Source organism: Burkholderia sp. AU17457, from assembly GCF_002223255.1.
GTDB lineage: Bacteria > Pseudomonadota > Gammaproteobacteria > Burkholderiales > Burkholderiaceae > Burkholderia > Burkholderia sola.
Genome location: NZ_NKFB01000003.1, coordinates 1,568,252 through 1,589,984 on the forward strand (window position 1 = coordinate 1,568,252; position 21,733 = coordinate 1,589,984).

At 66.8% G+C, this 21,733-nt stretch carries 20 protein-coding genes and 1 other RNA gene; 6 read left to right on the plus strand and 15 right to left on the minus strand.

What is annotated here, in order from left to right; genetic code table 11:
* Positions 1-5 precede the first annotated feature (5 nt).
* From ispG to ndk, 4 genes are all read right to left on the minus strand, one after another.
* Positions 6-1,310: a flavodoxin-dependent (E)-4-hydroxy-3-methylbut-2-enyl-diphosphate synthase gene (gene ispG / locus CFB49_RS09935; RefSeq protein ID WP_006483314.1), complete on the minus strand. Its 1,305-nt coding sequence runs from the start codon at positions 1,308-1,310 to the stop codon at positions 6-8.
* A gap of 112 nt (positions 1,311-1,422) precedes the next feature.
* A complete protein-coding gene (locus CFB49_RS09940) occupies positions 1,423-2,439 on the minus strand; it encodes a helix-turn-helix domain-containing protein (RefSeq protein WP_089491255.1) in 1,017 nt (338 codons plus the stop codon).
* 163 nt (positions 2,440-2,602) lie between these two features.
* On the minus strand, positions 2,603-3,742 hold the full coding sequence (gene rlmN / locus CFB49_RS09945; protein ID WP_027784585.1) for a 23S rRNA (adenine(2503)-C(2))-methyltransferase RlmN: 1,140 nt from the start codon (positions 3,740-3,742) through the stop codon (positions 2,603-2,605).
* A gap of 55 nt (positions 3,743-3,797) precedes the next feature.
* Positions 3,798-4,223 carry a nucleoside-diphosphate kinase gene (gene ndk / locus CFB49_RS09950; protein WP_006478674.1) on the minus strand — a complete coding sequence of 142 codons (426 nt, stop codon included), beginning with the start codon at positions 4,221-4,223 and terminating at the stop codon, positions 3,798-3,800.
* A gap of 249 nt (positions 4,224-4,472) precedes the next feature.
* Between ndk and CFB49_RS09955 the strand changes: the two genes are divergently transcribed.
* Positions 4,473-5,171: a Bax inhibitor-1/YccA family protein gene (locus tag CFB49_RS09955; RefSeq protein WP_006484459.1), complete on the plus strand. Its 699-nt coding sequence runs from the start codon at positions 4,473-4,475 to the stop codon at positions 5,169-5,171.
* 63 nt (positions 5,172-5,234) lie between these two features.
* Here CFB49_RS09955 and rlmD read toward each other — a convergent pair whose 3' ends face one another.
* A complete protein-coding gene (rlmD, locus tag CFB49_RS09960; RefSeq protein WP_261320236.1) occupies positions 5,235-6,635 on the minus strand; it encodes a 23S rRNA (uracil(1939)-C(5))-methyltransferase RlmD in 1,401 nt (466 codons plus the stop codon).
* Positions 6,636-6,857: 222 nt separating this feature from the next.
* Here rlmD and CFB49_RS09965 point away from each other — a divergent pair, with 222 nt between their 5' ends.
* Positions 6,858-7,712 carry an endonuclease/exonuclease/phosphatase family protein gene (locus CFB49_RS09965; protein WP_089491256.1) on the plus strand — a complete coding sequence of 285 codons (855 nt, stop codon included), beginning with the start codon at positions 6,858-6,860 and terminating at the stop codon, positions 7,710-7,712.
* Positions 7,713-7,742: 30 nt separating this feature from the next.
* On the opposite strand, the gene CFB49_RS09970 is transcribed toward CFB49_RS09965, so the two are convergent.
* The 10 genes from CFB49_RS09970 to ffs form a co-directional block, all read right to left on the minus strand.
* Entirely contained in the window at positions 7,743-8,519 is a 777-nt protein-coding gene (locus CFB49_RS09970) for a 3'-5' exonuclease (RefSeq protein WP_059645787.1), read from the minus strand.
* Positions 8,520-8,522: 3 nt separating this feature from the next.
* A complete protein-coding gene (rpoS, locus tag CFB49_RS09975; RefSeq protein WP_050013199.1) occupies positions 8,523-9,611 on the minus strand; it encodes an RNA polymerase sigma factor RpoS in 1,089 nt (362 codons plus the stop codon).
* 11 nt (positions 9,612-9,622) lie between these two features.
* Positions 9,623-10,513, minus strand: a complete 891-nt coding sequence (locus CFB49_RS09980; protein ID WP_069620846.1) for a peptidoglycan DD-metalloendopeptidase family protein — start codon at positions 10,511-10,513, stop codon at positions 9,623-9,625.
* Positions 10,514-10,518: 5 nt separating this feature from the next.
* Complete coding sequence (locus CFB49_RS09985) at positions 10,519-11,451, minus strand: protein-L-isoaspartate(D-aspartate) O-methyltransferase (RefSeq protein WP_089491466.1); 933 nt, start codon at positions 11,449-11,451, stop codon at positions 10,519-10,521.
* Positions 11,448-12,209, minus strand: a complete 762-nt coding sequence (surE, locus tag CFB49_RS09990) for a 5'/3'-nucleotidase SurE (protein WP_089435120.1) — start codon at positions 12,207-12,209, stop codon at positions 11,448-11,450. The genes CFB49_RS09985 and surE overlap by 4 nt, the downstream gene beginning before the upstream one ends.
* Positions 12,210-12,425: 216 nt before the next feature.
* Positions 12,426-13,631, minus strand: coding sequence for a CaiB/BaiF CoA transferase family protein (locus CFB49_RS09995; protein WP_089491257.1), 1,206 nt, complete (start codon positions 13,629-13,631; stop codon positions 12,426-12,428).
* Positions 13,632-13,679: 48 nt separating this feature from the next.
* On the minus strand, positions 13,680-14,276 hold the full coding sequence (recR, locus tag CFB49_RS10000) for a recombination mediator RecR (protein ID WP_006478665.1): 597 nt from the start codon (positions 14,274-14,276) through the stop codon (positions 13,680-13,682).
* Between the two features lie 31 nt (positions 14,277-14,307).
* Positions 14,308-14,634 (minus strand): YbaB/EbfC family nucleoid-associated protein, encoded by a 327-nt coding sequence (locus tag CFB49_RS10005; RefSeq protein ID WP_006482124.1) that lies wholly within the window; start codon positions 14,632-14,634, stop codon positions 14,308-14,310.
* Positions 14,635-14,729: 95 nt separating this feature from the next.
* Positions 14,730-17,120 (minus strand): DNA polymerase III subunit gamma/tau, encoded by a 2,391-nt coding sequence (locus CFB49_RS10010; RefSeq protein WP_089491258.1) that lies wholly within the window; start codon positions 17,118-17,120, stop codon positions 14,730-14,732.
* A 126-nt stretch (positions 17,121-17,246) separates the two neighbouring features.
* Positions 17,247-17,345, minus strand: an RNA gene (ffs, locus tag CFB49_RS10015) — signal recognition particle sRNA small type.
* A 389-nt stretch (positions 17,346-17,734) separates the two neighbouring features.
* On the opposite strand from ffs, the gene trxA reads away from it, so the two are divergent.
* The 4 genes from trxA to CFB49_RS10035 all read left to right on the plus strand — a co-directional run bounded on the left by trxA (position 17,735) and on the right by CFB49_RS10035 (position 21,699).
* Positions 17,735-18,061 (plus strand): thioredoxin TrxA, encoded by a 327-nt coding sequence (gene trxA, locus CFB49_RS10020; RefSeq protein ID WP_006761155.1) that lies wholly within the window; start codon positions 17,735-17,737, stop codon positions 18,059-18,061.
* A 195-nt stretch (positions 18,062-18,256) separates the two neighbouring features.
* Positions 18,257-19,519 carry a transcription termination factor Rho gene (gene rho / locus CFB49_RS10025; RefSeq protein WP_006478662.1) on the plus strand — a complete coding sequence of 421 codons (1,263 nt, stop codon included), beginning with the start codon at positions 18,257-18,259 and terminating at the stop codon, positions 19,517-19,519.
* A gap of 129 nt (positions 19,520-19,648) precedes the next feature.
* Positions 19,649-20,149, plus strand: a complete 501-nt coding sequence (locus CFB49_RS10030; protein ID WP_069621262.1) for a MerR family transcriptional regulator — start codon at positions 19,649-19,651, stop codon at positions 20,147-20,149.
* Positions 20,146-21,699 (plus strand): MFS transporter, encoded by a 1,554-nt coding sequence (locus CFB49_RS10035; RefSeq protein ID WP_089491259.1) that lies wholly within the window; start codon positions 20,146-20,148, stop codon positions 21,697-21,699. Before CFB49_RS10030 ends, CFB49_RS10035 begins: the two co-directional genes overlap by 4 nt.
* Positions 21,700-21,733 lie beyond the last annotated feature (34 nt).

A 21,733-nucleotide genomic window follows, 5' to 3' on the forward strand; every position in this document is an offset into this window, starting at 1 on the left:
ACGAATTAGTTCAGGGCCTCGGTGCGGCCGTAATTGCGTGCGACGTAGTCGCTGACGATCTGCTGGAATTCCTCGGCGATCCGCTCGCCGCGCAGCGTCTTGACCTTCTCGCCGTCGATGAAGACGGGCGCGGCCGGGTTCTCGCCCGAACCCGGCAGGCTGATGCCGATGTTCGCGTGCTTCGATTCGCCCGGACCGTTGACGATGCAGCCCATCACCGCGACGTTCATCTTCTCGACGCCCGGATATTCCTTGCGCCAGACCGGCATCTGCTCGCGCAGATACGTCTGGATCTGCATCGCGAGTTCCTGGAACAGCGTGCTCGTCGTGCGGCCGCAGCCCGGGCATGCGATCACCATCGGCGCGAACGAGCGCAGGCCCATCGTCTGCAGGATTTCCTGGCCGACGATCACCTCGCCCGTGCGCGACGCGCCCGGCTCCGGCGTCAGCGAGATGCGGATCGTGTCGCCGATCCCTTCCTGCAGCAACACGCCGAGCGCCGCCGTCGACGCGACGATGCCCTTCGAGCCCATGCCGGCCTCGGTCAGCCCGAGGTGCAGCGCGAAGCCGCAGCGGCGGCCGAGTTCGCGGTACACGGCGATCAGGTCCTGCACGCCGCTGACCTTGCACGACAGCACGATGCGGTCGCGGCCGAGGCCGAGCTCGACCGCGCGTTCCGCCGAGCCGATCGCCGACTGGATCAGCGCCTCGTACATCACGCTTTGCGCGTCCCACGGCTGCGCACGCGCGCCGTTCTCGTCCATCATGCGTGCGAGCAGGTCCTGGTCGAGGCTGCCCCAGTTCACGCCGATCCGCACCGGCTTGTCGTACTTCGCCGCGGCCTCGATCATCTGCGCGAACTGCGTGTCGCGCTTCGCGCCCTGACCGACGTTACCGGGGTTGATCCGGTACTTCGACAGCGACTCCGCGCAGCCCGGGTAGTCGCGCAGCAGCAGGTGGCCGTTGTAGTGGAAATCGCCGACGAGCGGCACGGTCACGCCCATCCGGTCGAGCTGCTCGCGAATCGCCGGCACGGCGGCCGCGGCTTCGGGCGTATTGACCGTGATGCGCACCAGTTCGGAGCCCGCGTTCGCGAGCTCCTTGATCTGGATCGCCGTGCCGATCGCATCGGCCGTGTCGGTATTCGTCATCGACTGCACGCGCACCGGCGCGTCGCCGCCGATCGTCACGAGTTGCCCGCCCCAGCGGACATCCACCGCATGCGATACGCGGCGCGGCTGATGCCCGCCGAACACCGGCTCGGTTGAACAAATCTGACTGCTGCGTGGGGATTGAGCTTCGGATTGCATCGATAGATCCATTTACGCGGAATGCGCCGCGACGCGGCGCATGAATTGAAAAAGCGCCGTGCTCTCACGGCCTGCCGGTATCGACGGCAAGCCTTCGCCACGGCGCTTGACGTCAGGGCAACGTGAACCGCGCCACGTTACCCCGCGCTGCCGAATATTTTGCCGGATCGACCGGTTTTCCGTCGAACGCAACCGCGTCGAGGCCGGCCTTGTTGCCGATCGTGACCTTGAACGGCCCATCACCAGCAACCTGCTTCGTTTCGCCGCCGCGCACCAGCGCCGAGAACAGCTCCTTGCCGTTCTTGTCGCGCACGCTGAACCAGCAATCCTGCTTGACCTTCAGTTCGATCATCGACTGGCCTGCCGCCACCACGACGCTCGCCGGCTGGGCCGGCGCGGCCGTGCCTGGTGCCGCCGTTTCCGGCACGGGCTGCGACGCAGCCGCCGTCGCGACCGGGGCCGCGGACGCCGGAACGGCCGACGCGATCGCCTGCGCCGGCGCAGCCGATGCAGCGGCCGGGGCCGGAACCTCATTCGCGACCGCCGCCGACGCGCCGTTCGTCGCCGCCTCTTCCGCAGACGACGATGCCGGCGCCGCGCCAGCGGCCGACGCATGTTCGGCGTCGCCGCCCTTGAAGCGCGCGAGCAGGCCCGACGAATCGCCGCCAGTGTGCCACATCAGTACCGCGACCACCGCGACGATGACGATCCCCGTTCCCCACAGCCACGGATGGTGGCGCGACGAGCCGCCGAGCGGGATCGACACGCGGCCGCGCGGCAGATCCGTGCCCGACGACGCAGGCATCGACAGGTCGACTTCCGGCACCCCGCGTTCGCGGCGCAGCGCCTGCGCGAACGGTTCCGGATCGACGCCGAGCATCTTCGCGTAGCTGCGCACGACCCCGAGCGCGAACGTCACGCCGGGCAAATGGCTGATGTCGCCGGCCTCGAGCGCCCGGAGTTTTTGCGGTGCGACCTTGAGTCGCGCCGACACGTCGTCGACCGACCAGCCCTTCGTCTCCCGAAGCTGCGCCAGGCGGCTGCCGACCGCTGCCAGCGATTCCAGTCCCGCCGGTGCCGGCTTCGCGGCATTCGTCTCTGCGCCGTTAGACGGCTGCGGCTCACTCATCCTTGTCCTCGCGTCGATTCTTCTTCACTGGCGGCTGCCGCCGGCTCCTGCCGGCCGGCACCCGCAACGGTTCATACCATGCGCGGCGCCGAGGCGCCGCGACCGATCGCTATTCGCGTGTTGCACCGCCAAAGGGTTCGGGCACCCCGGCCAGGTGCCCCCGTCAAACTGCCCGAACTTCGATGATTTTTCCTGCTGCGCCCGTTCGCTCCGCGAGGCGCGTGCGATCCTTCACCGCGCCGGCCAGCTGCCCGCACGCGGCATCGATGTCGTCGCCGCGCGTCTTGCGCACGGTCGTGACGACACCCGCATCGATGAGGACCTGGGCGAAGCGCTTGATCTGCTCCGGCTTCGAGCGGATGAGGCCCGATTCCGGAAACGGATTGAACGGGATCAGGTTGAACTTGCACGGCACGTCGCGCGTGACGGCCAGCAGTTCGCGCGCATGCGCTTCGGTGTCGTTGACGCCGTCGAGCATGCAGTATTCGAACGTGATGAAGTCGCGCGGCGCAACCTTCAGATAACGCTGGCACGCGGCCATCAGCTCGCGCAGCGGATACTTCTTGTTGAGCGGCACCAGCTCGTCGCGCAGCGCATCGTTCGGCGCGTGCAGCGAAACGGCCAGCGCGACCGGCAACTCGGCGCCGAGGCGGTCCATCATCGGCACCACGCCGGACGTCGACAGCGTGACGCGACGGCGCGACAGGCCGTATGCGTTGTCGTCGAGCATCAACCGCATCGCGGGTACGACCGCGCTGTAATTCAGGAGCGGCTCGCCCATGCCCATCATCACCACGTTGGTGACGACCCGTTCGGCCTTGCCGTTCGGTCCGGGCGCGCGGCCCAGCGACGCTCGCAATGCAAATTCGGCCATCCGGAGCTGGCCGATGATTTCGGCTGTCGACAGGTTGCGGGAGAAGCCCTGCTTGCCCGTCGAACAGAAGCGGCAGTTCACCGCGCACCCGGCCTGCGACGACACGCACAGCGTGCCGCGCGTCTCTTCCGGGATGAACACGGTTTCGACCGCATTGCCGTTTCCGACGTCGATCAGCCACTTGCGCGTGCCGTCGGCGGAAACGTGATCGCTGGCGATGTCCGGCATCACGATCGATGCGCGGCCCTTGAGTTTTTCCCTCAGGGACTTCGCGAGATCGGTCATGCCGTCGAAATCGCCGGCGTTGTATTGGTGGATCCAGCGCTGCAACTGCTTGGCGCGGAACGGCTTCTCGCCCAGGCTGCCGCAGTACGCGACAAGACCCTCGGCATCGAAGTCGAGAAGATTGACGGAAGTTTCGCTCGTCATGATGTGCTGCCTTGCCGCGTGCGCTGAATCCTGCCTACTTGCTGTCAGCCAGGGCTTAACGCGAGTAAACGTTCATTTCCGGGAAGAAGAACGCGATTTCGACCGCTGCCGTTTCCGCAGCGTCCGAGCCGTGTACGGCGTTCGCGTCGATGCTGTCGGCGAAGTCGGCGCGGATCGTGCCCTTTTCCGCCTTCTTCGGATCCGTCGCGCCCATCAGGTCGCGGTTCTTCAGGATTGCGCCTTCGCCTTCCAGAACCTGGATCATCACCGGGCCCGAGATCATGAAATCGACGAGATCCTTGAAGAACGGACGCGCTGCGTGAACTGCGTAGAACTTCTCTGCGTCGGCACGCGACAGGTGCGCCATGCGCGATGCGACGATCTTCAGGCCGGCGCCTTCGAAACGGCTGTAGATCTGGCCGATCACGTTCTTTGCCACCGCATCCGGCTTGATGATCGACAGGGTGCGCTCGATTGCCATAAAAACTCCAAAAAATTAAGAAGTTACAGGTTCAAATGAATCCGCTATTGTAGCACGATCCCGTGTATCATTGCGATTGAACCCTTACACGCATGAAAGGTTCAGAATCCCTGTGTTTTGTTCCGCCAGGCCATTGAAACCTCCCGGCACGGAACGTATCTTAGCCATAGCTGCCCCGGTTTGCTGCGCCGCACATCGCGCGCGCCGAACCGGCCCCGGACGCCCACGCGTTCAATGTTAGGAGAAACCATGAACGACTATCCGTACAATTTCGGCCGCGGCGGTTCCGTCAGCACCGCCGAGGTTCGCAACCGCGTGCTGCGGAACACGTACTGGCTGCTCGCGCTGTCGATGGTGCCGACCGTGTTGGGCGCCTGGGTCGGCGTCGCGACGGGCTTCTCGCTGTTCGCGGCCACGAGCCCGATGATGAGCCTGCTCGCGTTCTTCGCGATCGCGTTCGGCTTCATGTTCGCGATCGAGCGGACCAAAAACAGCGCGGCCGGCGTGTTCGTGCTGCTCGGCTTCACGTTCTTCATGGGCCTGATGCTGTCGCGGCTGCTGAGCTTCATTCTCGGCTTCTCGAACGGCCCGTCGCTGATCATGCTCGCGTTCGGCGGCACCGGCATCATCTTCGCGACGATGGCAACGATCGCCACCGTCAGCAAGCGTGACTTCTCCGGGCTCGGCAAGTGGCTGTTCATGGGCGTGATCGTGATCCTGCTCGCGTCGGTCGCGAACATCTTCCTGCAGCTGCCGGCGCTGATGCTCACCGTGTCGGTGCTCGCCATCGCGATCTTCTCGGCCTACATGCTGTTCGACGTCCAGCGGGTCGTGAACGGCGGCGAGACGAACTACATCTCGGCCACGCTCGCGATCTACCTCGACCTGTACAACGTGTTCACGAACCTGCTTGCGCTGCTCGGCATCTTCGGCGGCAACCGCAACTGACGTTCGGCACGCACCATGAAAAACCGGCCCGCGGGCCGGTTTTTTTACGTCCGCCGCCCGGGCTCAGTCGCGCTCGAACAGCGCGATCGATTCGACGTGCGACGTATTCGGGAACATGTTCACGACCCCGGCGCCCTTCAGCCGGTAGCCGGCTTCGTGCACGAGCAGGCCCGCATCGCGCGCGAGCGTCGACGGGTTGCACGACACGTAGACGATGCGCTTCGGCAGCGGGCCTGCGCCGCTCTGCGCGATCTCGGCCAGCGCCTTCGACACCGCGAGCGCGCCTTCGCGCGGCGGGTCGATCAGGAACTTGTCGAATGCGCCGAGCGCGCGGAGATCGTCGCCCGTCACCTCGAACAGGTTCCGGCACGCGAACGTCGTGTGGCCGTCGACACCGTTCTCGCGTGCGTTCGCGAGCGCACGCGTGGTCAGCGTGTCGCTGCCCTCGATGCCCATCACTTCGCGCGCCAGTCGCGCGAGCGGCAGCGTGAAGTTACCGATCCCGCAGAACAGGTCGAGCACGCGATCGTCGCGCGACGGCGCGAGCAGGCGCAGCGCACGCCCCACCAGCACGCGGTTGATCTGGTGATTGACCTGCGTGAAGTCGGTCGGCTTGAACGGCATGCGGATGCCGAATTCCGGCAGCGTGTAATCGAGCGATACGTCGAGCGGGTAGAACGGCGTCACCGTGTCCGGCCCCTTCGGCTGCAGCCAGAACTGCACGTTGTGCTCGTCCGCGAACGCGCGCAGCAGCGCTTCGTCGTCCGCGTTGATCGGCTCCAGCACGCGCAGCACGAGCGCGGTGACGGCCGAGCCGACCGCGAGTTCGATCTGCGGCATCCGGTCGCGAATCGACAGCCCCTCGACGAGCCGGCGCAGCGGCACGAGCATCGCCGACACGTGCGGCGGCAGCACTTCGCAGCTCGTCATGTCGGCCACGTAGCTGCTCTTCTTCTCGTGGAACCCGACCAGCACGCCGCCCTTCTTCGCGACGTTGCGCACGGTCAGGCGCGCCCGGTAGCGATAGCCCCACGACGGACCGTGGATCGGTGCGAACATCGTTTCCGCACGCAGCTTCGCCAGGTGCCACAGATTGTCTTCCAGCACGCGCTGCTTGACCGCCACCTGCGCGCGCATGTCGAGATGCTGCATCGAGCAGCCGCCGCAGGTGCCGAAGAACGTGCACTTCGGCTGCGTGCGCATCACGCTCGGGCGCAGAATGTCGACGACCGTCGCCTGCTCGTAGCTGGGCTTGCGGCGATAGCTCGAGTAGGTCACGCGCTCGCCCGGCAGCGCGCCTTCGACGAAGATCACCTTGCCCGGCTGACCGTCCTCGGTCATCGTTCGGCCGACACCGCGCGCTTCCATGTCGAGCGATTCGATCTCGAGAACCGGGGCGGGCCCGGGCGCGACGGGCGCGTTTTTCGATTTGCGCGCAGAAGTGGGGACGGCTTCGGACACCAGCTTTTCCTGACAAACGTTGAAGAAGGCGAGATTGTAGACGACGAAGGCTCCCGTCGCGCGCTTTCGTCACGCAAGCGCCGATGCCGGTGCGCATGGCGCGCTGCGTGGCGCATAAGCGGCTGACCACCCCGCGCCCGGTCGCACGCGGCCGACCGGGCGCGATGCGCGGCCGCGCAGGCGGCACGGGTTCTGCTCGCAGCACCGGACCAAGGAGATTCGACCATGCGATTGATCGACTGGAACATCCAATGGGGTCGGGACGCCGACGGTGTCGTCGATCTTGCCGGTACCGTCGCGGCCCTCCGTCGGCTCGGCGATTTCGACGTGATGTGCCTGCAGGAGGTCACGCGCGGCTTCGACGCACTGCCCGGCCGGCCAGGCCCCGACCAGTTCGCCGAACTCGCGGCGCTGCTGCCTGGCTATACGATCGTCGGCGCGATCGGCGCCGACCTGCCGTCCATCCGGCCAGACGCACCGCGCCGCCAGTTTGGCAACGCGATCGCCACGCGGTTGCCGGTCGGGCGCGTGCTGCGCCGATCGCTGCCTTGGCCAGCCGATGCCGGCGCGCCGTCGATGCCGCGCGTCGCGCTCGATATCGAGTTGCGGGCGCCCTTCGGATGGTTGCGCGTGGTCACCACGCATCTGGAGTATTACTCGGCGCGCCAGCGGCTGGCACAGGTCGATGCGCTACGCGACCGACATCGCGAAGCCTGCGCGCATGCGGAACACCCCGCTCCCGCCGAAACCGCCGACGGGCCGTTCAGCGCGACCGGACAACCGCGCGATGCGATCGTCTGCGGCGATTTCAACAGTGCATTCGACAGCGATGCGTACCGGCGCTTCCTCGAGCCGATTGCCGACGCACCGGGTTTCGTCGACGCGTGGGTCGCACGGCATCCCGGTCGTACACCGCCGCCGACCGCCGGCGTCTACGATACGGTGCAATGGTCGGAAGGCCCGCTCGCGTGCGATTTCGTGTTCGTGACCGACACGCTGTTGCCGCGCGTCATCCGCTGCGAGATCGACGGCGACGTACGCGCGTCCGATCACCAGCCGGTGCTGCTCGAACTGGCCTGATTGCGCCGGTTGCGGCGCGGGCCGTCCGCGCTACGCATCGAAGCCCGCCAGGTATTCGGCCCAGTGCGGCGCCGGCTCCAGCGCGAGCGCATTCTTCACGAGCAGGATCTCGTCCGCGTACTCGCTCGGCGTCAGGCCGCCGCGCATCAACTGGAACCGGCAATACAACAGGTACGTATTGACGACGTCGGTTTCGCAATAGTTGCGGATTTCGTCGATCCGGCCGTCGCGGAACGCCGGCCACACCTGGCTGCCGTCCATCCCGAGCTTGCCCGGGAAACCGCACAGCTTCGCCAGCGCGTCGAGCGGCGCGTTCGCGCGCGCCTGATACATCGCGAGCACGTCCATCAGGTCGGTATGCCGCGAGTGATAGCGCGAGATGTAGTTGTTCCACTTGAATTCGCGGTCGTCCTCGCCGAGATCCCAGTAGCGGGTGGCGGGAATACCGTGCACGAGCGCGCGGTAATGCAGCACCGGCAGATCGAAACCGCCGCCGTTCCACGACACGAGCTGCGGCGTGTATTTCTCGATCACGCGGTAGAACGACTGGATCAGCGTCGCTTCGTTGTCCTGCGGCGTGCCGAGCGAGCGCACGCGAAAACCGTTGTTGTCGCGGAACACGCACGAGATCGCCGCGATCCGCTGCAGATGGTGCGGCAGGAAATCGCCGCCGGTCTTCTCGCGACGTGCGGCAAACGCGTGTTCGGCTACCGCGGCATCGTCGAGCGTCGCGGGCAGATCTTCCAGACGGCGAATGCCGTCGACATCGGGAATCGTCTCGATGTCAAAAACAAGGATCGGGGTCATCGGTTACAGAACGGCGTCCTTGCGCACGCCGTTGGAGGCGAAGAACCGCTTGAGGCGCACCAGCGCTTCCTGCTGGATCTGCCGCACGCGCTCGCGCGTGAGCCCCATCTCGTCGGCGAGCTCCTCGAGCGTCGCCGGTTCGATGTGGTTCAGGCCAAAGCGGCGCTCGATCACATGCCGGTGCTTGTCGGACAGACGTGACAGCCACGCACGTGTCAGCGTTTCGAGCTCGCGGTGCTGCACCTCGGCGTCGGGCGACTGGCTCTGGTCGTCGGGCAGGAGGTCGAGCAGGCTGCTCGCGGGATCGAGGTCGAGCGGCGCGTCGAGCGACGCCGTGTGTTCGTTGAGCGCGAGGATATCGGTGACTTCCTCGGCGGTCTTGCCGGTGAGATAGGCGATGTCGTCGATGCTGGCTTCGCGGCGCTCGGCCGCTTCGCCCGTCGACATCGAATTCTTTTCGAGATGGCGCTTCGCGCGCAGCACCTGGTTCAGTTCGCGGATCACGTGCACGGGCAGGCGCACCGTGCGCGCCTGGTTCATGATCGCCCGCTCGATGCTCTGCCGGATCCACCACGTCGCGTAGGTCGAGAAACGGAAACCGCGCGTCGGGTCGAACTTCTCGATCGCGTGCATCAGGCCGAGATTGCCCTCCTCGATCAGGTCGAGCAGCGGCACGCCGCGGTTCAGGTAGCCCTTCGCGATACTGACGACGAGCCGCAGGTTGCGCTCGATCATCACCTGCCGCGCCTCGAATTCGCCGGCCTTCGCCAGACGCGAATAGCGCTGCTCTTCCTCGACGGTCAGCAGCGGCTTCACGCTGATGCGGTTCAGGTAATGCTGGATCGTGTCGGCCGTGAGCTCGGCCTGCAGCAGCGTGCGGAAATCGTCGACGTCGGGCGCGGCTTCCTGGCGGCCTTCGCGCTCGTCGTCGCCACCGTCCGTGTCGGCGTCGCGCGCCTCGAGATCGCGTTCGTTTTCCGCGACGTCGTCTTCGTCGTCCGTCGAAGCACCTACTCGCCCCACCGATGCTTGCGTGGCACGACTGATCTTCTCAGACTCGGCTTGCGGCTCGTGGCGCTTCGATTTCGGCATGGTCGTCTCGGTTATTGAGGCGGCAAATACTTCAGCGGATCGACAGGCTTACCCTGCCGGCGAACCTCGAAATGCAGCATCACGCGGTCGGCATCGCTGTTACCCATCTCGGCGATCTTCTGCCCCTTCGTCACCGCGTCCCCCTCTTTTACCATCAAAGCGCGATTGTGTGCATACGCCGTGAGGTAAGTCGCATCGTGTTTGATGATAATGAGGTTGCCGTAACCACGCAGACCGTTGCCGGAGTAAACGACGCGGCCGTCCGCCGCCGCCTTCACGGCCTCGCCGGCCGTCCCGCCGATATTGACACCCTTGTTCTTCGCATCGTCGAACCCGTTCAGCACGGGGCCGCGCGCGGGCCACGCGAACGTCACGGGGCCGCTCGGAGCAGCCGCCGTATCGCTCGACCCGATTGCCGCGGCCGGCGGCGTGGCGGCGAGCGCGGACGACGTGCCTGCAGCCGGCGCGGCCGGACCGCTGCTCAGCGGCGCGGTCGCGACCGCACCGCCGACGATCGGCGCGGCGGCCGGCGTGCCCGCGACCGCGGCGCCGGCCTGGGGCGACACGCGCAGCAGCTGGTCGACTTCGATCTGATTCGGGTTCGCCAGATTGTTCCACGCCGCGATGTCGCGGTAGTTCTGGCCGTTTTCGAGTGCGATCCGGTACAGCGTGTCGCCCGGCTTCACCCGGTAGTAACCCGGCGGCGCCGGCGGAAGCGGCGCCGCGGGCTGCGCGGCGGCGGTCGTGCCGAGCGACCCGGAGCGATCGACGACGGGCGCGTTGTCGAGCCGCGTCGCACAGGCGGCCAGTAGCGTGGAGAACGCAGCCACACAGATCGCGCGCTGGGCGAGCGTGAGCGGTTCCCTGGATCGGTTGTTTTGCATCGCGCGCAACATACTCATCGGTTTCAAATCACTCCGGATTTTAAAGGGACAAAGAAAACGCGATCAAGCCGGGACTCTCGCCATTGCGCGTGCGCGACGCGCTCGACGAGCGTGAGCACCTGGTGCTGCCCGCTCTGCGCGCCGACCGGCGCGACGAGCCGCCCGCCGATCGCGAGCTGCTCGAGCAGCGCCTGCGGCACGTCGAGCCCCGCCGCGGCGATCACGATCGCGTCGAACGGAGCCGCGGACGGCAGGCCGACACGCCCGTCGCCGTAATGCAGACGGATGTTCGGCACGCGCAGCGGCCGCAGGTTCAGCTTCGCGCGCTCGTAGAGGGGCTTGATGCGTTCAATCGAGTACACGTCGCGCGCCACGTGGCTCAGCACGGCGGCCTGATAGCCGCAGCCCGTGCCGATCTCGAGCACGCGCTCGAGCGTGCGGCCGGCCATCGCGAGCTCGATCATGCGCGCGACGACCGACGGCTTAGAAATGGTCTGCTGGTGGCCGATCGGCAACGCCGAATCCTCGTAGGCCTGCGTCGCGAGCCCGGGATCCACGAACAGGTGGCGCGGCACCGCGGCCATCGCGTCCAGCACGCGCGCATCGGTCACGCCGTTCGCGCGCAGCCGTTCGACCATCCGCTCGCGCACGCGTTCCGACGTGAGGGCGAATGCGCCGGCCGGCGCGATGCTCGGCGCAGCCGGCTTCGGCAGCGCAGGTTTCAGCGCGGTCGGCTTCGGTGCGGTCGCCGGTTTCGCGACGGCGGTGCCCGACAGCGGCACCCGCGCGGCGGCCGGCTTCACCGCAACCGGTTTCAGTCCGGCTGCGGGTTTGTCGGCGGCCTTCGGCACCGCGCCCGCCGCTTGGCGTTCGCCGGCCCGACCTTCCGATTTGCGTGGCGCTCGTTTGAGATCTTCGAGCGCGAGCGGGAACCGCTTCGCGCGCTCGCCGCTCATGAAGCCCGCCCTCCGGCGCGCGCCCATTCGCGCGTCGCAGGCAGCATCTGCGTATGCGTGAGATCGAGCTGCAGCGGCGTGATCGACACGAAACCGTTTGCGACGGCGTGGAAATCGGTGCCGTCGCTGGCGTCCAGCGCGTCGCCCGCGGCGCCGATCCAGTAGATCGGCTCGCCGCGCGGGTCGGTCTGGCGAATCACCGGCTGCGACGGATGACGCTTGCCGAGGCGCGTGACCTTCCAGCCCTTCAGTTGGTCGTACGGCAGGTTCGGGATATTGACGTTCAGCAGCGGCTGGCCGGCCAGCGGATGCGCGAGGTAGTGCGCGACGATTTCCGCCGCGACACGTGCGGCATCGGCCAGATGAGCCCAGCCCTTGTCGACCAGCGAGAACGCGATCGCCGGCACGCCGAACATGATGCCTTCGGTGGCGGCCGCAACTGTCCCCGAATAGAGCGTGTCTTCGCCCATGTTCTGGCCGTTGTTGATGCCGGACACGACGATGTCCGGCCTCGTGTCGGCCATCCCCGTCAGCGCGACGTGCACCGAATCGGTCGGCGTGCCGTTCACGTAGAAGAAACCCGTACCCGCTGCGCGCTGCACCGACAGCGGCCGCGACAACGTGAGGGAATTCGACGCGCCGCTGCAGTTCTGCTCGGGCGCGATCACCGTAAGCTCGGCCAGCGGCTGCAGCGCTTCGCTGAGCGCGGCGAGACCGGGGGCGAGATAGCCGTCGTCGTTGCTGAGTAGGATTCGCATCCGGCGATTGTAACCGAGGAAAGATGGCGCGAGAGCGACAGTCCGGCCGCCGCGGACGGGCGGGATACGCATGGGCACGCGATGCGCCGCCGCACTGCGCGGCGACATTCCGCGCGCTGGGGAAAACACCGGGCCGCCGGGTTTTCCGCCCGGAGAAAATCTCGTCGGGGAACCCTTCGTCGAGCGACCCGGCGCAAAGCACCACGCCGGCCACGCTCAGATCGCGCCCGCCTCGCGCAGCGCGGCAATCGCGTGCGCGTCGTAGCCGAGGCCGCGCAGCACCTCGTCGGTATGCTCGCCGAGTTCGGGACCGAGCCAGCGCGTTTCGCCCGGCGTGTCCGACAGCTTCGGCGTGATGTTCGGCAGCGGAATGTCGGTGCCGTCGGCCAGCTTGAAACGCTGGATCATCTGGCGTGCGACGAACTGCGGATCGGTGAACATGTCGGCCACGCTGTAGATGCGCCCGGCCGGCACGTCGGCCGCATTGAGCACGACGAGCGCCTCGTCGATCGTGCGCGGCGCGAGCCACGCGGCGATCGCGTCGTCGATTTCCTGCGTGCGCGGCACCCGCCCGTCGTTTTGCGCGAGCGCGGGATCGTCGGCGAGGTCGTCGCGCTCGATGGCCTTCATCAGCCGCTTGAAGATCGGATCGCTGTTGCCGCCGATCACGATGCTGCCGTCGCGGCACGCGTACGTATTCGACGGCACGATGCCCGGCAGCGACGCGCCGGTGCGCTCGCGCACCATCCCGTACACGCCGTACTCGGGCACCACGCTTTCCATCATGTTGAAAACGGCTTCATACAGTGCAACGTCGACCACCTGCCCCGCGCCGCCGTTGACCTTGCGGTGATGAAGCGCCATCAGCGCGCCGATCACGCCGTGCAGCGCGGCGATCGAATCGCCGATCGAGATACCGATGCGCGGCGGCGGTAGATCCGGATAGCCGGTGATGTGACGCAGCCCGCCCATCGATTCGGCGATCGCGCCGAAGCCGGGCCGGTCGCGGTACGGGCCCGTTTGCCCGTAGCCGGACAGGCGTACCATCACGAGGCCCGGATTGTCGGCCGACAGCACGTCGTAGCCGAGCCCGAGCTTTTCGAGCAGGCCCGGACGGAAATTCTCGATCACGATGTCGGCCTCGCTCGCGAGCTGCCGCGCGATCGCCTTGCCGGCGTCGGCTTTCAGGTTCAGCGTGACCGATTTCTTGTTGCGCGCCTGCACGGACCACCACAGCGACGTGCCGCCCTGCTCCGGGTGGAGCTTGCGCCACTTGCGCAGCGGGTCGCCGCCGTTCGGATCCTCGATCTTGATCACTTCCGCGCCGAATTCGGCGAACAGCCGCGACGCGAACGGCCCCGCGATCAGCGTTCCGAATTCGAGCACTTTGACGCCCGCGAGCGGGCCCTGGCTGGTGCTCATGTGTCTCCCTGGCATGAGGAACGGCGCCGCCGGCAGGCGACGCCCGGCTTACATCGTGCGGCGGTCGAGCATCGCGCGGGCGATGGTGCCCGCGTCGACGTACTCGAGCTCGCCGCCCACCGGCACGCCGCGCGCGAGGCGCGTCACCGCCAGCCCGCGCGCCTTGAGCGTCTGGCCGAGGTAATGGGCGGTGGCTTCGCCTTCGTTCGTGAAGTTGGTCGCGAGTACGACTTCCTTGACGACGCCGTCGGATGCGCGCCGCACGAGGCGGTCGAAATGGATTTCCTTCGGGCCGATTCCGTCGAGCGGGCTCAGTCGCCCCATCAGCACGAAATACAGCCCGCGGTAGGTCATCGTCTGCTCGAGCATGATCTGGTCGGCAGGCGTCTCGACGACGCACAGCAGCGTCGGATCACGCTCCTCGTCGCTGCAGACCTCGCAGATCTGCGCTTCGGTGAACGTGTTGCACTTCTCGCAGTGCTGCAGGTGCTCGGTCGCGAACAGCAGCGACCGGCCGAGCCGCTCCGCGCCCTCGCGATCGTGCTGCATCAGGTGAACCGCCATGCGCTGCGCGGATTTCGGCCCGACGCCGGGCAGCACGCGCAACGCTTCGACGAGAGCGGACAAGGCGGACGGCTGTTTCATACGGCGGCAAACGGTGACAAGGACGCGCCGCTCAGAACGGCAGCTTGAAGCCCGGCGGCAGCGGCAGGCCCGACGTCATGCCGCTCATCTTTTCCTGCGACGTTGCTTCGGCCTTGCGCACCGCGTCGTTGAACGCAGCGGCGACGAGATCCTCGAGCATGTCCTTGTCGTCCGCGAGCAGGCTCGGGTCGATCGACACGCGGCGCACTTCGTTGCGGCACGTCATCGTCACCTTGACGAGGCCGGCGCCCGACTGCCCTTCGACCTCGATCAGCGCAAGCTGCTCCTGCATCTTCTTCATGTTTTCCTGCATTTGCTGCGCTTGCTTCATCAGTCCGGCGAGGTTGCCTTTCAACATGGGAATACTCCTTCTTGATCGTATGAAAACCGGCACGCGGCGCGTGCCGGCCGATGTGTGCGGGGCGTGATTGTGCCTGTCGCGGGGCGGTCAGTTCAATGGAGCGTGGGCGGTGCACCGTCCGGCGCCGAATCGGCGAGCGGGCGCACCGACCCCTCGACGATGCGCGCACCGAAGTCGCGCACGAGCTGCTGGACGAACGGATCGCCGTGAATCTCCTGCTCGGCTTCGCGCTGGCGCGCCGCGCGCGCGGCCGCATCGAGCGCCGCCGCGGTGCGCCGTGCGGGCCCGACCTCGACGCTCACCTCGACCGGCTTGCCGAGCGCATCGGCCAGTGCGGCCTTCAGCTTCGCCACCTGCGCGGCGTCCGCATACTGCGGCACCGGCACGGACAACTTCAATGCGCTCGCATCGACGGCCGTCAGCTCACTGTTGAACGCGAGCTGGTACGCGACTCCCTTCAGAGGCAGCCGCGCGGCCAGCGCCGGCCATTCGCCGTCGAAACCGATCGGATCGAGCGCGATCGCGGGCGGCAACGGGCGCGTGTCGATCGGCGCGGCCGGACGGGCTTCCGCCGGCTTCGGCGTCACGCGCACATCGTCGGGACCGCTGTCGAATACCGGCACGAAGCCGTCGTCGGAACCGCCGAACATTTCGTCGGCGCTGAGCGGCACGTAATCGTCCGGCGGGATGTCTTCCCACGGCGGCGACGGCTGGCGCGATTCGGCTGCCTGCGGCGCGCGGGCGACGGCACGCGGCGTCGGCACCTGGACGGCGGGACGCGGCGCGGCCGGTTTCTCGGCGGCCGGCTGGGATGCCGCCGGCTTCGCTGCCGCGCCTGCGCGCCCGCGGTCCGACGACACGCGCATCCCTGCATTGCGCAGCACGTCGAGCGCGGCGGCAGCACCGCCCGCCCGCGCCGCCGGACGGGCGGCGGCCGGCTCGGGCGACACGGCGCGCGGCGCCGGTTCGGGCTGCGGCGCCGGTTCGTCGTTTCGCTGCACGGCGGCAACGGCCGCCGGCTCGGGTCCACGGGTGGGAGGCGGCGCGTCGCCGGTGGGCGCTGCCTTCTCGTCCGGCTGCGGCTGCGGCGGCTCGATCGCTCGAGCGTCGGCCGCGACCGGTGCCGGTGCTGCCTTTTCGGGCGCCGAAACGGCTGCTTCTGCCGGCGCCGAAACGACCGCCGGCTTGGCGACCGGCCGGGCGGCTTCGTCACCGGATTGCGCCGGCGCCGAACGCGCGACCGGCGCAACAGGCGCCGCGGCTTGCGGTCGCGCTGCGACAGCGGGCGCGGCCGACACCGGCTTCGCCGCAGCGGCGGCCGGTGCCGCGGCTGCGCGCGGGGCCGGCACCGCACGCGGCGGCACGGACGGCTGACCGCCCGGCGCGCCGCCGGCGCCAGCGGCCGGCTCGAACGCGAGCATCCGCAGCAGCGTCATCGTGAAACCGGCATATTCGTCCGGCGCCAGGCCGAGTTCGGCGCGCCCGACCGTCGCGATCTGATAGAACAATTGCACCTGCTCGGCGCTCAGCGTTTCCGCGAAACGGCGCAGGTCGGCCGCTTCCGGCCATTCGTCGAGCACCGAGCCCGGCGCGAACTGCGCCCAGGCGATCCGGTGCAGCAGGCTCGCGATATCCTGCAGCGCGGTCGAGAACGACAGGCTGCGCAGCGACATCTCGTCGGCAATCGCGAGGATTTCCGGGCCGTTGCCGGCCGCGAGCGCGTCGAGCAGGCGCACCATGTAAGTCTGGTCGAGCGCGCCGAGCATGCCCGACACCGCCGACTCGGTCACCTCGTTCGCCGAATAGGCGATCGCCTGGTCGGTCAGCGACAGCGCGTCGCGCATGCTGCCCTGCGCGGCGCGCGCGAGCAGGCGCAGCGCTTGCGGCTCGAACGCGATCTGCTCTTCACCGAGGATCCGCTCGAGATGCGACACGATGTGTCCGGCCGGCATCTGCTTCAGGTTGAACTGCAGGCAGCGCGACAGCACGGTGACGGGAATTTTCTGCGGATCGGTCGTCGCGAGGATGAACTTGACGTGCGGCGGCGGCTCTTCGAGCGTCTTCAGCATCGCGTTGAACGCGTGGTTCGTCAGCATGTGCACTTCGTCGATCATGTAGACCTTGAAGCGCGCATCGACGGGCGCATACACCGCACGCTCGAGCAGCGCGGCCATCTCGTCGACGCCGCGGTTGCTCGCCGCGTCCATCTCGACGTAATCGACGAAACGGCCCTCGTCGATCTCGCGACAGGCGCGACAGACGCCGCACGGCTGCGACGTGACGCCGGTTTCACAGTTGAGCGCCTTCGCGAAGATCCGCGACAGCGTCGTCTTGCCGACACCGCGGGTTCCGGTAAACAGATAGGCGTGATGGAGACGCCCGCCGTCGAGCGCGTGCGTGAGCGCCCTGACGACGTGCTCCTGGCCGACGAGCGAAGCGAAATCCTTCGGACGCCACTTGCGTGCGAGAACTTGATAGGTCATCGGGAAATTGTATCAGTAACGCTGCGTCGCGCCGACACACGAAACGGTGCGGAACACGGGCAAGGCGCAGGTCGAACGGAGTGTGAAGCAGAAATAAAAACGCCCTGCGAACGGGGCGAGAAGGAAGGTGACGAGCCCAACCCTCGGCACTGGCGGAAAACGATTGTGGCTGCTTCGTTCCCGACCTGACCAGGTTCACCGCCCCACCATGCGAGGAGGCCCGTCACGGCATATTCTATCACCGCTTCCGGACGAATGCGACCGTTTGTTCGCATCAATGCGAATCTCGCCGGGCAAACCCGCGCTTCGCTCATTCAGACACGTTGCACGCGGCCCGCCCCTTGTAATTGGCGGACCGGCCTCCACCTGCGTGGCACGACGGTCGAACGTCGCGTCGTACCCCTACTCGCATAGCGGCTACTATCGCCGCCCGCAGCAGATAGCAATTTAGGCTAATATGACGCCCGAACGACCCGCGAGCCGCGGCATGCAGCGCTTACGTCCCTCCGTCCCGGAAGGCGGAGTGCCCTGCCGCAGCGGCCGGCAGCCTACGGAGGCCGGTACGCTGCAACGCGCAAGCAGGCAGTCCCCGAACCGTAAGAGGTATTGACCCAATGAGCGAACAGATCAAACACATCAGCGACGCATCGTTCGAACAGGACGTCGTCAAGTCCGACAAGCCCGTGCTCGTCGATTTCTGGGCCGAATGGTGCGGCCCGTGCAAGATGATCGCCCCGATCCTCGACGAAGTCGCGAAGGACTACGGCGACAAGCTGCAGATCGCGAAGATCAACGTCGACGACAACCAGGCCACGCCGGCGAAATTCGGCGTGCGCGGCATCCCGACGCTGATCCTGTTCAAGAACGGCGCGGCCGCCGCGCAGAAGGTCGGCGCGCTGTCGAAGTCGCAGCTCACCGCATTCCTGGACAGCAACCTGTAATACCGGCAGTTCCGCGGACGTGTTGTCAGTCGGCAACACGTCCGCCGTCACGCCGCCGATCGCTCGCTCAAGCGCGAATCGGGCTATGCTAGAATTAAAAAACGTCGACAAGACGCATTTAAGTCTCTGAGCGCCTCCGCTCGCCCTCCTCCCTTATTTTCTTTCGTCGCATCTCCTCCCTGGCGGGTTCTCCGTATGCATTTATCCGAGCTCAAGTCTCTGCACGTCTCCGAACTGATCGAAATGGCCAACGGCCTGGAGATCGAAAACGCGAACCGCCTGCGCAAGCAGGAGCTGATGTTCGCCATTCTCAAAAAGCGCGCCAAGACGGGAGAGACGATCTTCGGCGACGGTACGCTCGAAGTGCTGCCGGACGGCTTCGGCTTCCTGCGCTCGCCGGAAATGTCGTACCTCGCGAGCACCGACGACATCTATATCAGCCCGTCGCAGATCCGCCGCTTCAACCTGCACACCGGCGACACCATCGAAGGTGAAGTCCGTACGCCGAAGGACGGCGAGCGCTACTTCGCGCTGGTGAAGGTCGACAAAGTCAACGGGCAGCCGCCCGAGGCCTCGAAACACAAGATCATGTTCGAGAACCTCACGCCGCTGCACCCGAACAAGCCGCTGTCGCTCGAACGCGAGATGCGCGGCGAGGAAAACGTCACGGGCCGCATCATCGACATGATCGCGCCGATCGGCAAGGGCCAGCGCGGCCTGCTCGTCGCGTCGCCGAAGTCGGGCAAGACCGTGATGCTCCAGCACATCGCACACGCGATCAAGCAGAACCACCCGGACGTGATCCTGTTCGTGCTGCTGATCGACGAGCGCCCTGAAGAAGTGACCGAAATGCAACGCTCGGTCGCCGGCGAAGTGATCGCGTCGACGTTCGACGAACCGGCCACGCGCCACGTCCAGGTCGCCGAAATGGTGATCGAGAAGGCGAAGCGTCTCGTCGAAATGAAGCACGACGTCGTGATTCTGCTCGACTCGATCACGCGTCTCGCGCGTGCGTACAACACCGTGATCCCGGCGTCGGGCAAGGTGCTGACGGGCGGTGTCGACGCGAACGCGCTGCAGCGTCCGAAGCGCTTCTTCGGCGCGGCACGCAACATCGAGGAAGGCGGCTCGCTGACGATCATCGGCACCGCGCTGATCGAAACCGGCAGCCGCATGGACGACGTGATCTACGAAGAGTTCAAGGGCACCGGCAACATGGAAGTGCACCTCGAGCGCCGTCTCGCGGAAAAGCGCGTGTACCCGTCGATCAACCTGAACAAGTCGGGCACGCGTCGCGAGGAAATGCTGATCAAGCCCGAGATCCTGCAAAAGATCTGGGTGCTGCGCAAGTTCATCCACGACATGGACGAAGTCGAGGCGATGGAATTCCTGCTCGACAAGATCCGCCAGACGAAGAGCAATTCCGAGTTCTTCGACCTGATGCGCCGCGGCGGCTGATCGCCCTCCCGCTCCGCAACACGGCCGCCCGCGCATCCAGCCCGGCGGCCGTTTTTCGATTCAAACATGAACGTGAACGTACAGGTTGATCTATAATCGCGTCATTGTCCCGCCCAATCCCCCGATCCGATGCCGAACGACGCCTCCACCCCGCTATTGACCGTCAGCGACGCCGCGTCGCGGCTCGGCGTCACGCCGCGCACGCTGAAATACTATGAGGAGCGCGGGCTCGTCACGCCGTCGCGCAGCGAAGGCCGCTACCGCCTCTACGACGAAGCCAACCTCGAGCGCTTCGCGCGCATCCTGCGGCTGCGTGCGCTCGGCTTCTCGCTGCATGGCATCACCGAAATGCTGAAGCGTCCGCTGGAAGAAACGGGCGACGGCCGGCGACGTTATTCGGACGCATCGCTGCGCGACATCCGCGCCGGCCTCGCCGAGCAGATCGACACGCTCGACCGGCGGATCGCGGCCGTCCAGCGCGAGCTGAAGGAAGCCGTCGCGCTGCGCAAGGAACTGCAGCACGACATCGATTACGTCGAGCGGCGCCTCGCCGGCGAGAACGCCGATGCGCTGATCGCGCAGCGGCGGGCGGAGGCCGGCACGCGCCGCGCACGCAAGGATCGCGAATGAACGCGGTGCCGGACCGGCCACTGTGGAGCCGTGCGAACCTGCGCGCGGACCTGTTTCCATGGGCGCTCGCGCTCGTCACCGGCATCGATTACTTCGACAACGCCGTCTTCTCGTTCTTCGCAAGCTACATCGCGGGCGGCATCAACGCGTCGCCCGACGAACTCGTGTGGTCGTCGAGCGCCTACGCGGTCACGGCCGTGCTCGGCATCCTGCAGCAGCAATGGTGGGTCGACCGGCTCGGCCATCGCCGCTACGTCGCAGGCTGCATGCTGATGTTCTCGTTCGGCGCGATCGCGGCGGCGCTGGCCGACACGTCGCTGGAGCTCGCGTTCGCGCGCGGCTTCCAGGGCTATTTCATCGGCCCGATGATGGGCGCGTGCCGGATCCTGATCCAGATCAGCTTCAAGCCGCAGGCACGGCCGCCCGCGACGCGCGCGTTCCTGATCATGATCCTGCTCGGCAGCGCGCTCGCGCCGATCGTCGGCGGGCTGTTGGTCGCGCATTCGACGTGGCGCGCACTGTTCGCGTGCACGGCGCCGGCCGGCATCGCGTTCGCGGCCCTCGCCTTGCTCACGCTGCCCGATTCGGGCCGCACGCCGGACGACGAACGCGGCTCCGGCCACTTCTGGCCATATGTGGTGTTCGCCCTCGCGCAAGGCGCGCTGCAGATCGTGCTGCAGCAGGTGCATTACCAGCTCTACAGCGGCTCGCCGATGCTGATCGTGCTGACGATCGCGGGGCTCGGCGCGCTCGCATGGTTCGCGTATCACCAGTGGCATCACCCGACGCCGCTCGTGCGGCTGCATGCGTTTCGAGAGCGGACGTTCCAGGTCGGGCTGCTGCTCTACATGTTCTATTACTACGAGACGACGGGCTTCAGCTACCTGACGGCGCGGCTGCTCGAGGGCGGCCTCGGCTATCCGGTCGAGAATGCCGGGCGTCTGGTCGGCACGATGTCGCTGATTTCGGCCACCGCGCTGTTCGCCTACCTGCGCTACGCGAAATTCGTCACGCACAAGAAGTGGTTCGTCGTGCCGGGATTCGCGATCGCCGTCACGGCCGCGCTATCGATGACGCGGATCACGCCGCAGGTCGGCGAAGCCGCGCTGGTCGTCCCGCTGCTGCTGCGCGGGTTGCTGCTGCTGTTCATCGTGCTGCCGGTCGCGAATCTCACGTTCCGGATCTTCGCGATCGACGAGTACACGCATGGCTACCGGGTGAAGAACATCGTGCGGCAACTGACGATCTCGTTCGCGACGTCGTCGGTGATCATCGTCGAGCAGCACCGGCTGGCCATGCATCAGACGCGGCTCGTCGAGCGCGCGAACGTGTTCGATCCGCTGTTCCAGCAGACCGCCGACGCGCTGACGCGCAGCTATGCGGCCGCGGGCCACGCGCTGAACGACGCGCACGGCCTCGCGATCGCGTCGATTGCGCGGATGGTCGCGCAACAGGCGTCGTTCCTCGCATCGCTCGACGGCTTTTACTTCCTCGCGGGCGTCGCGCTCGTCGGCGGCCTCTTCGCGGCATGGCAAAAACAGATCGATTGAGTTAAAAGACAGGCTTTGGATTTTCGTCCGCAGC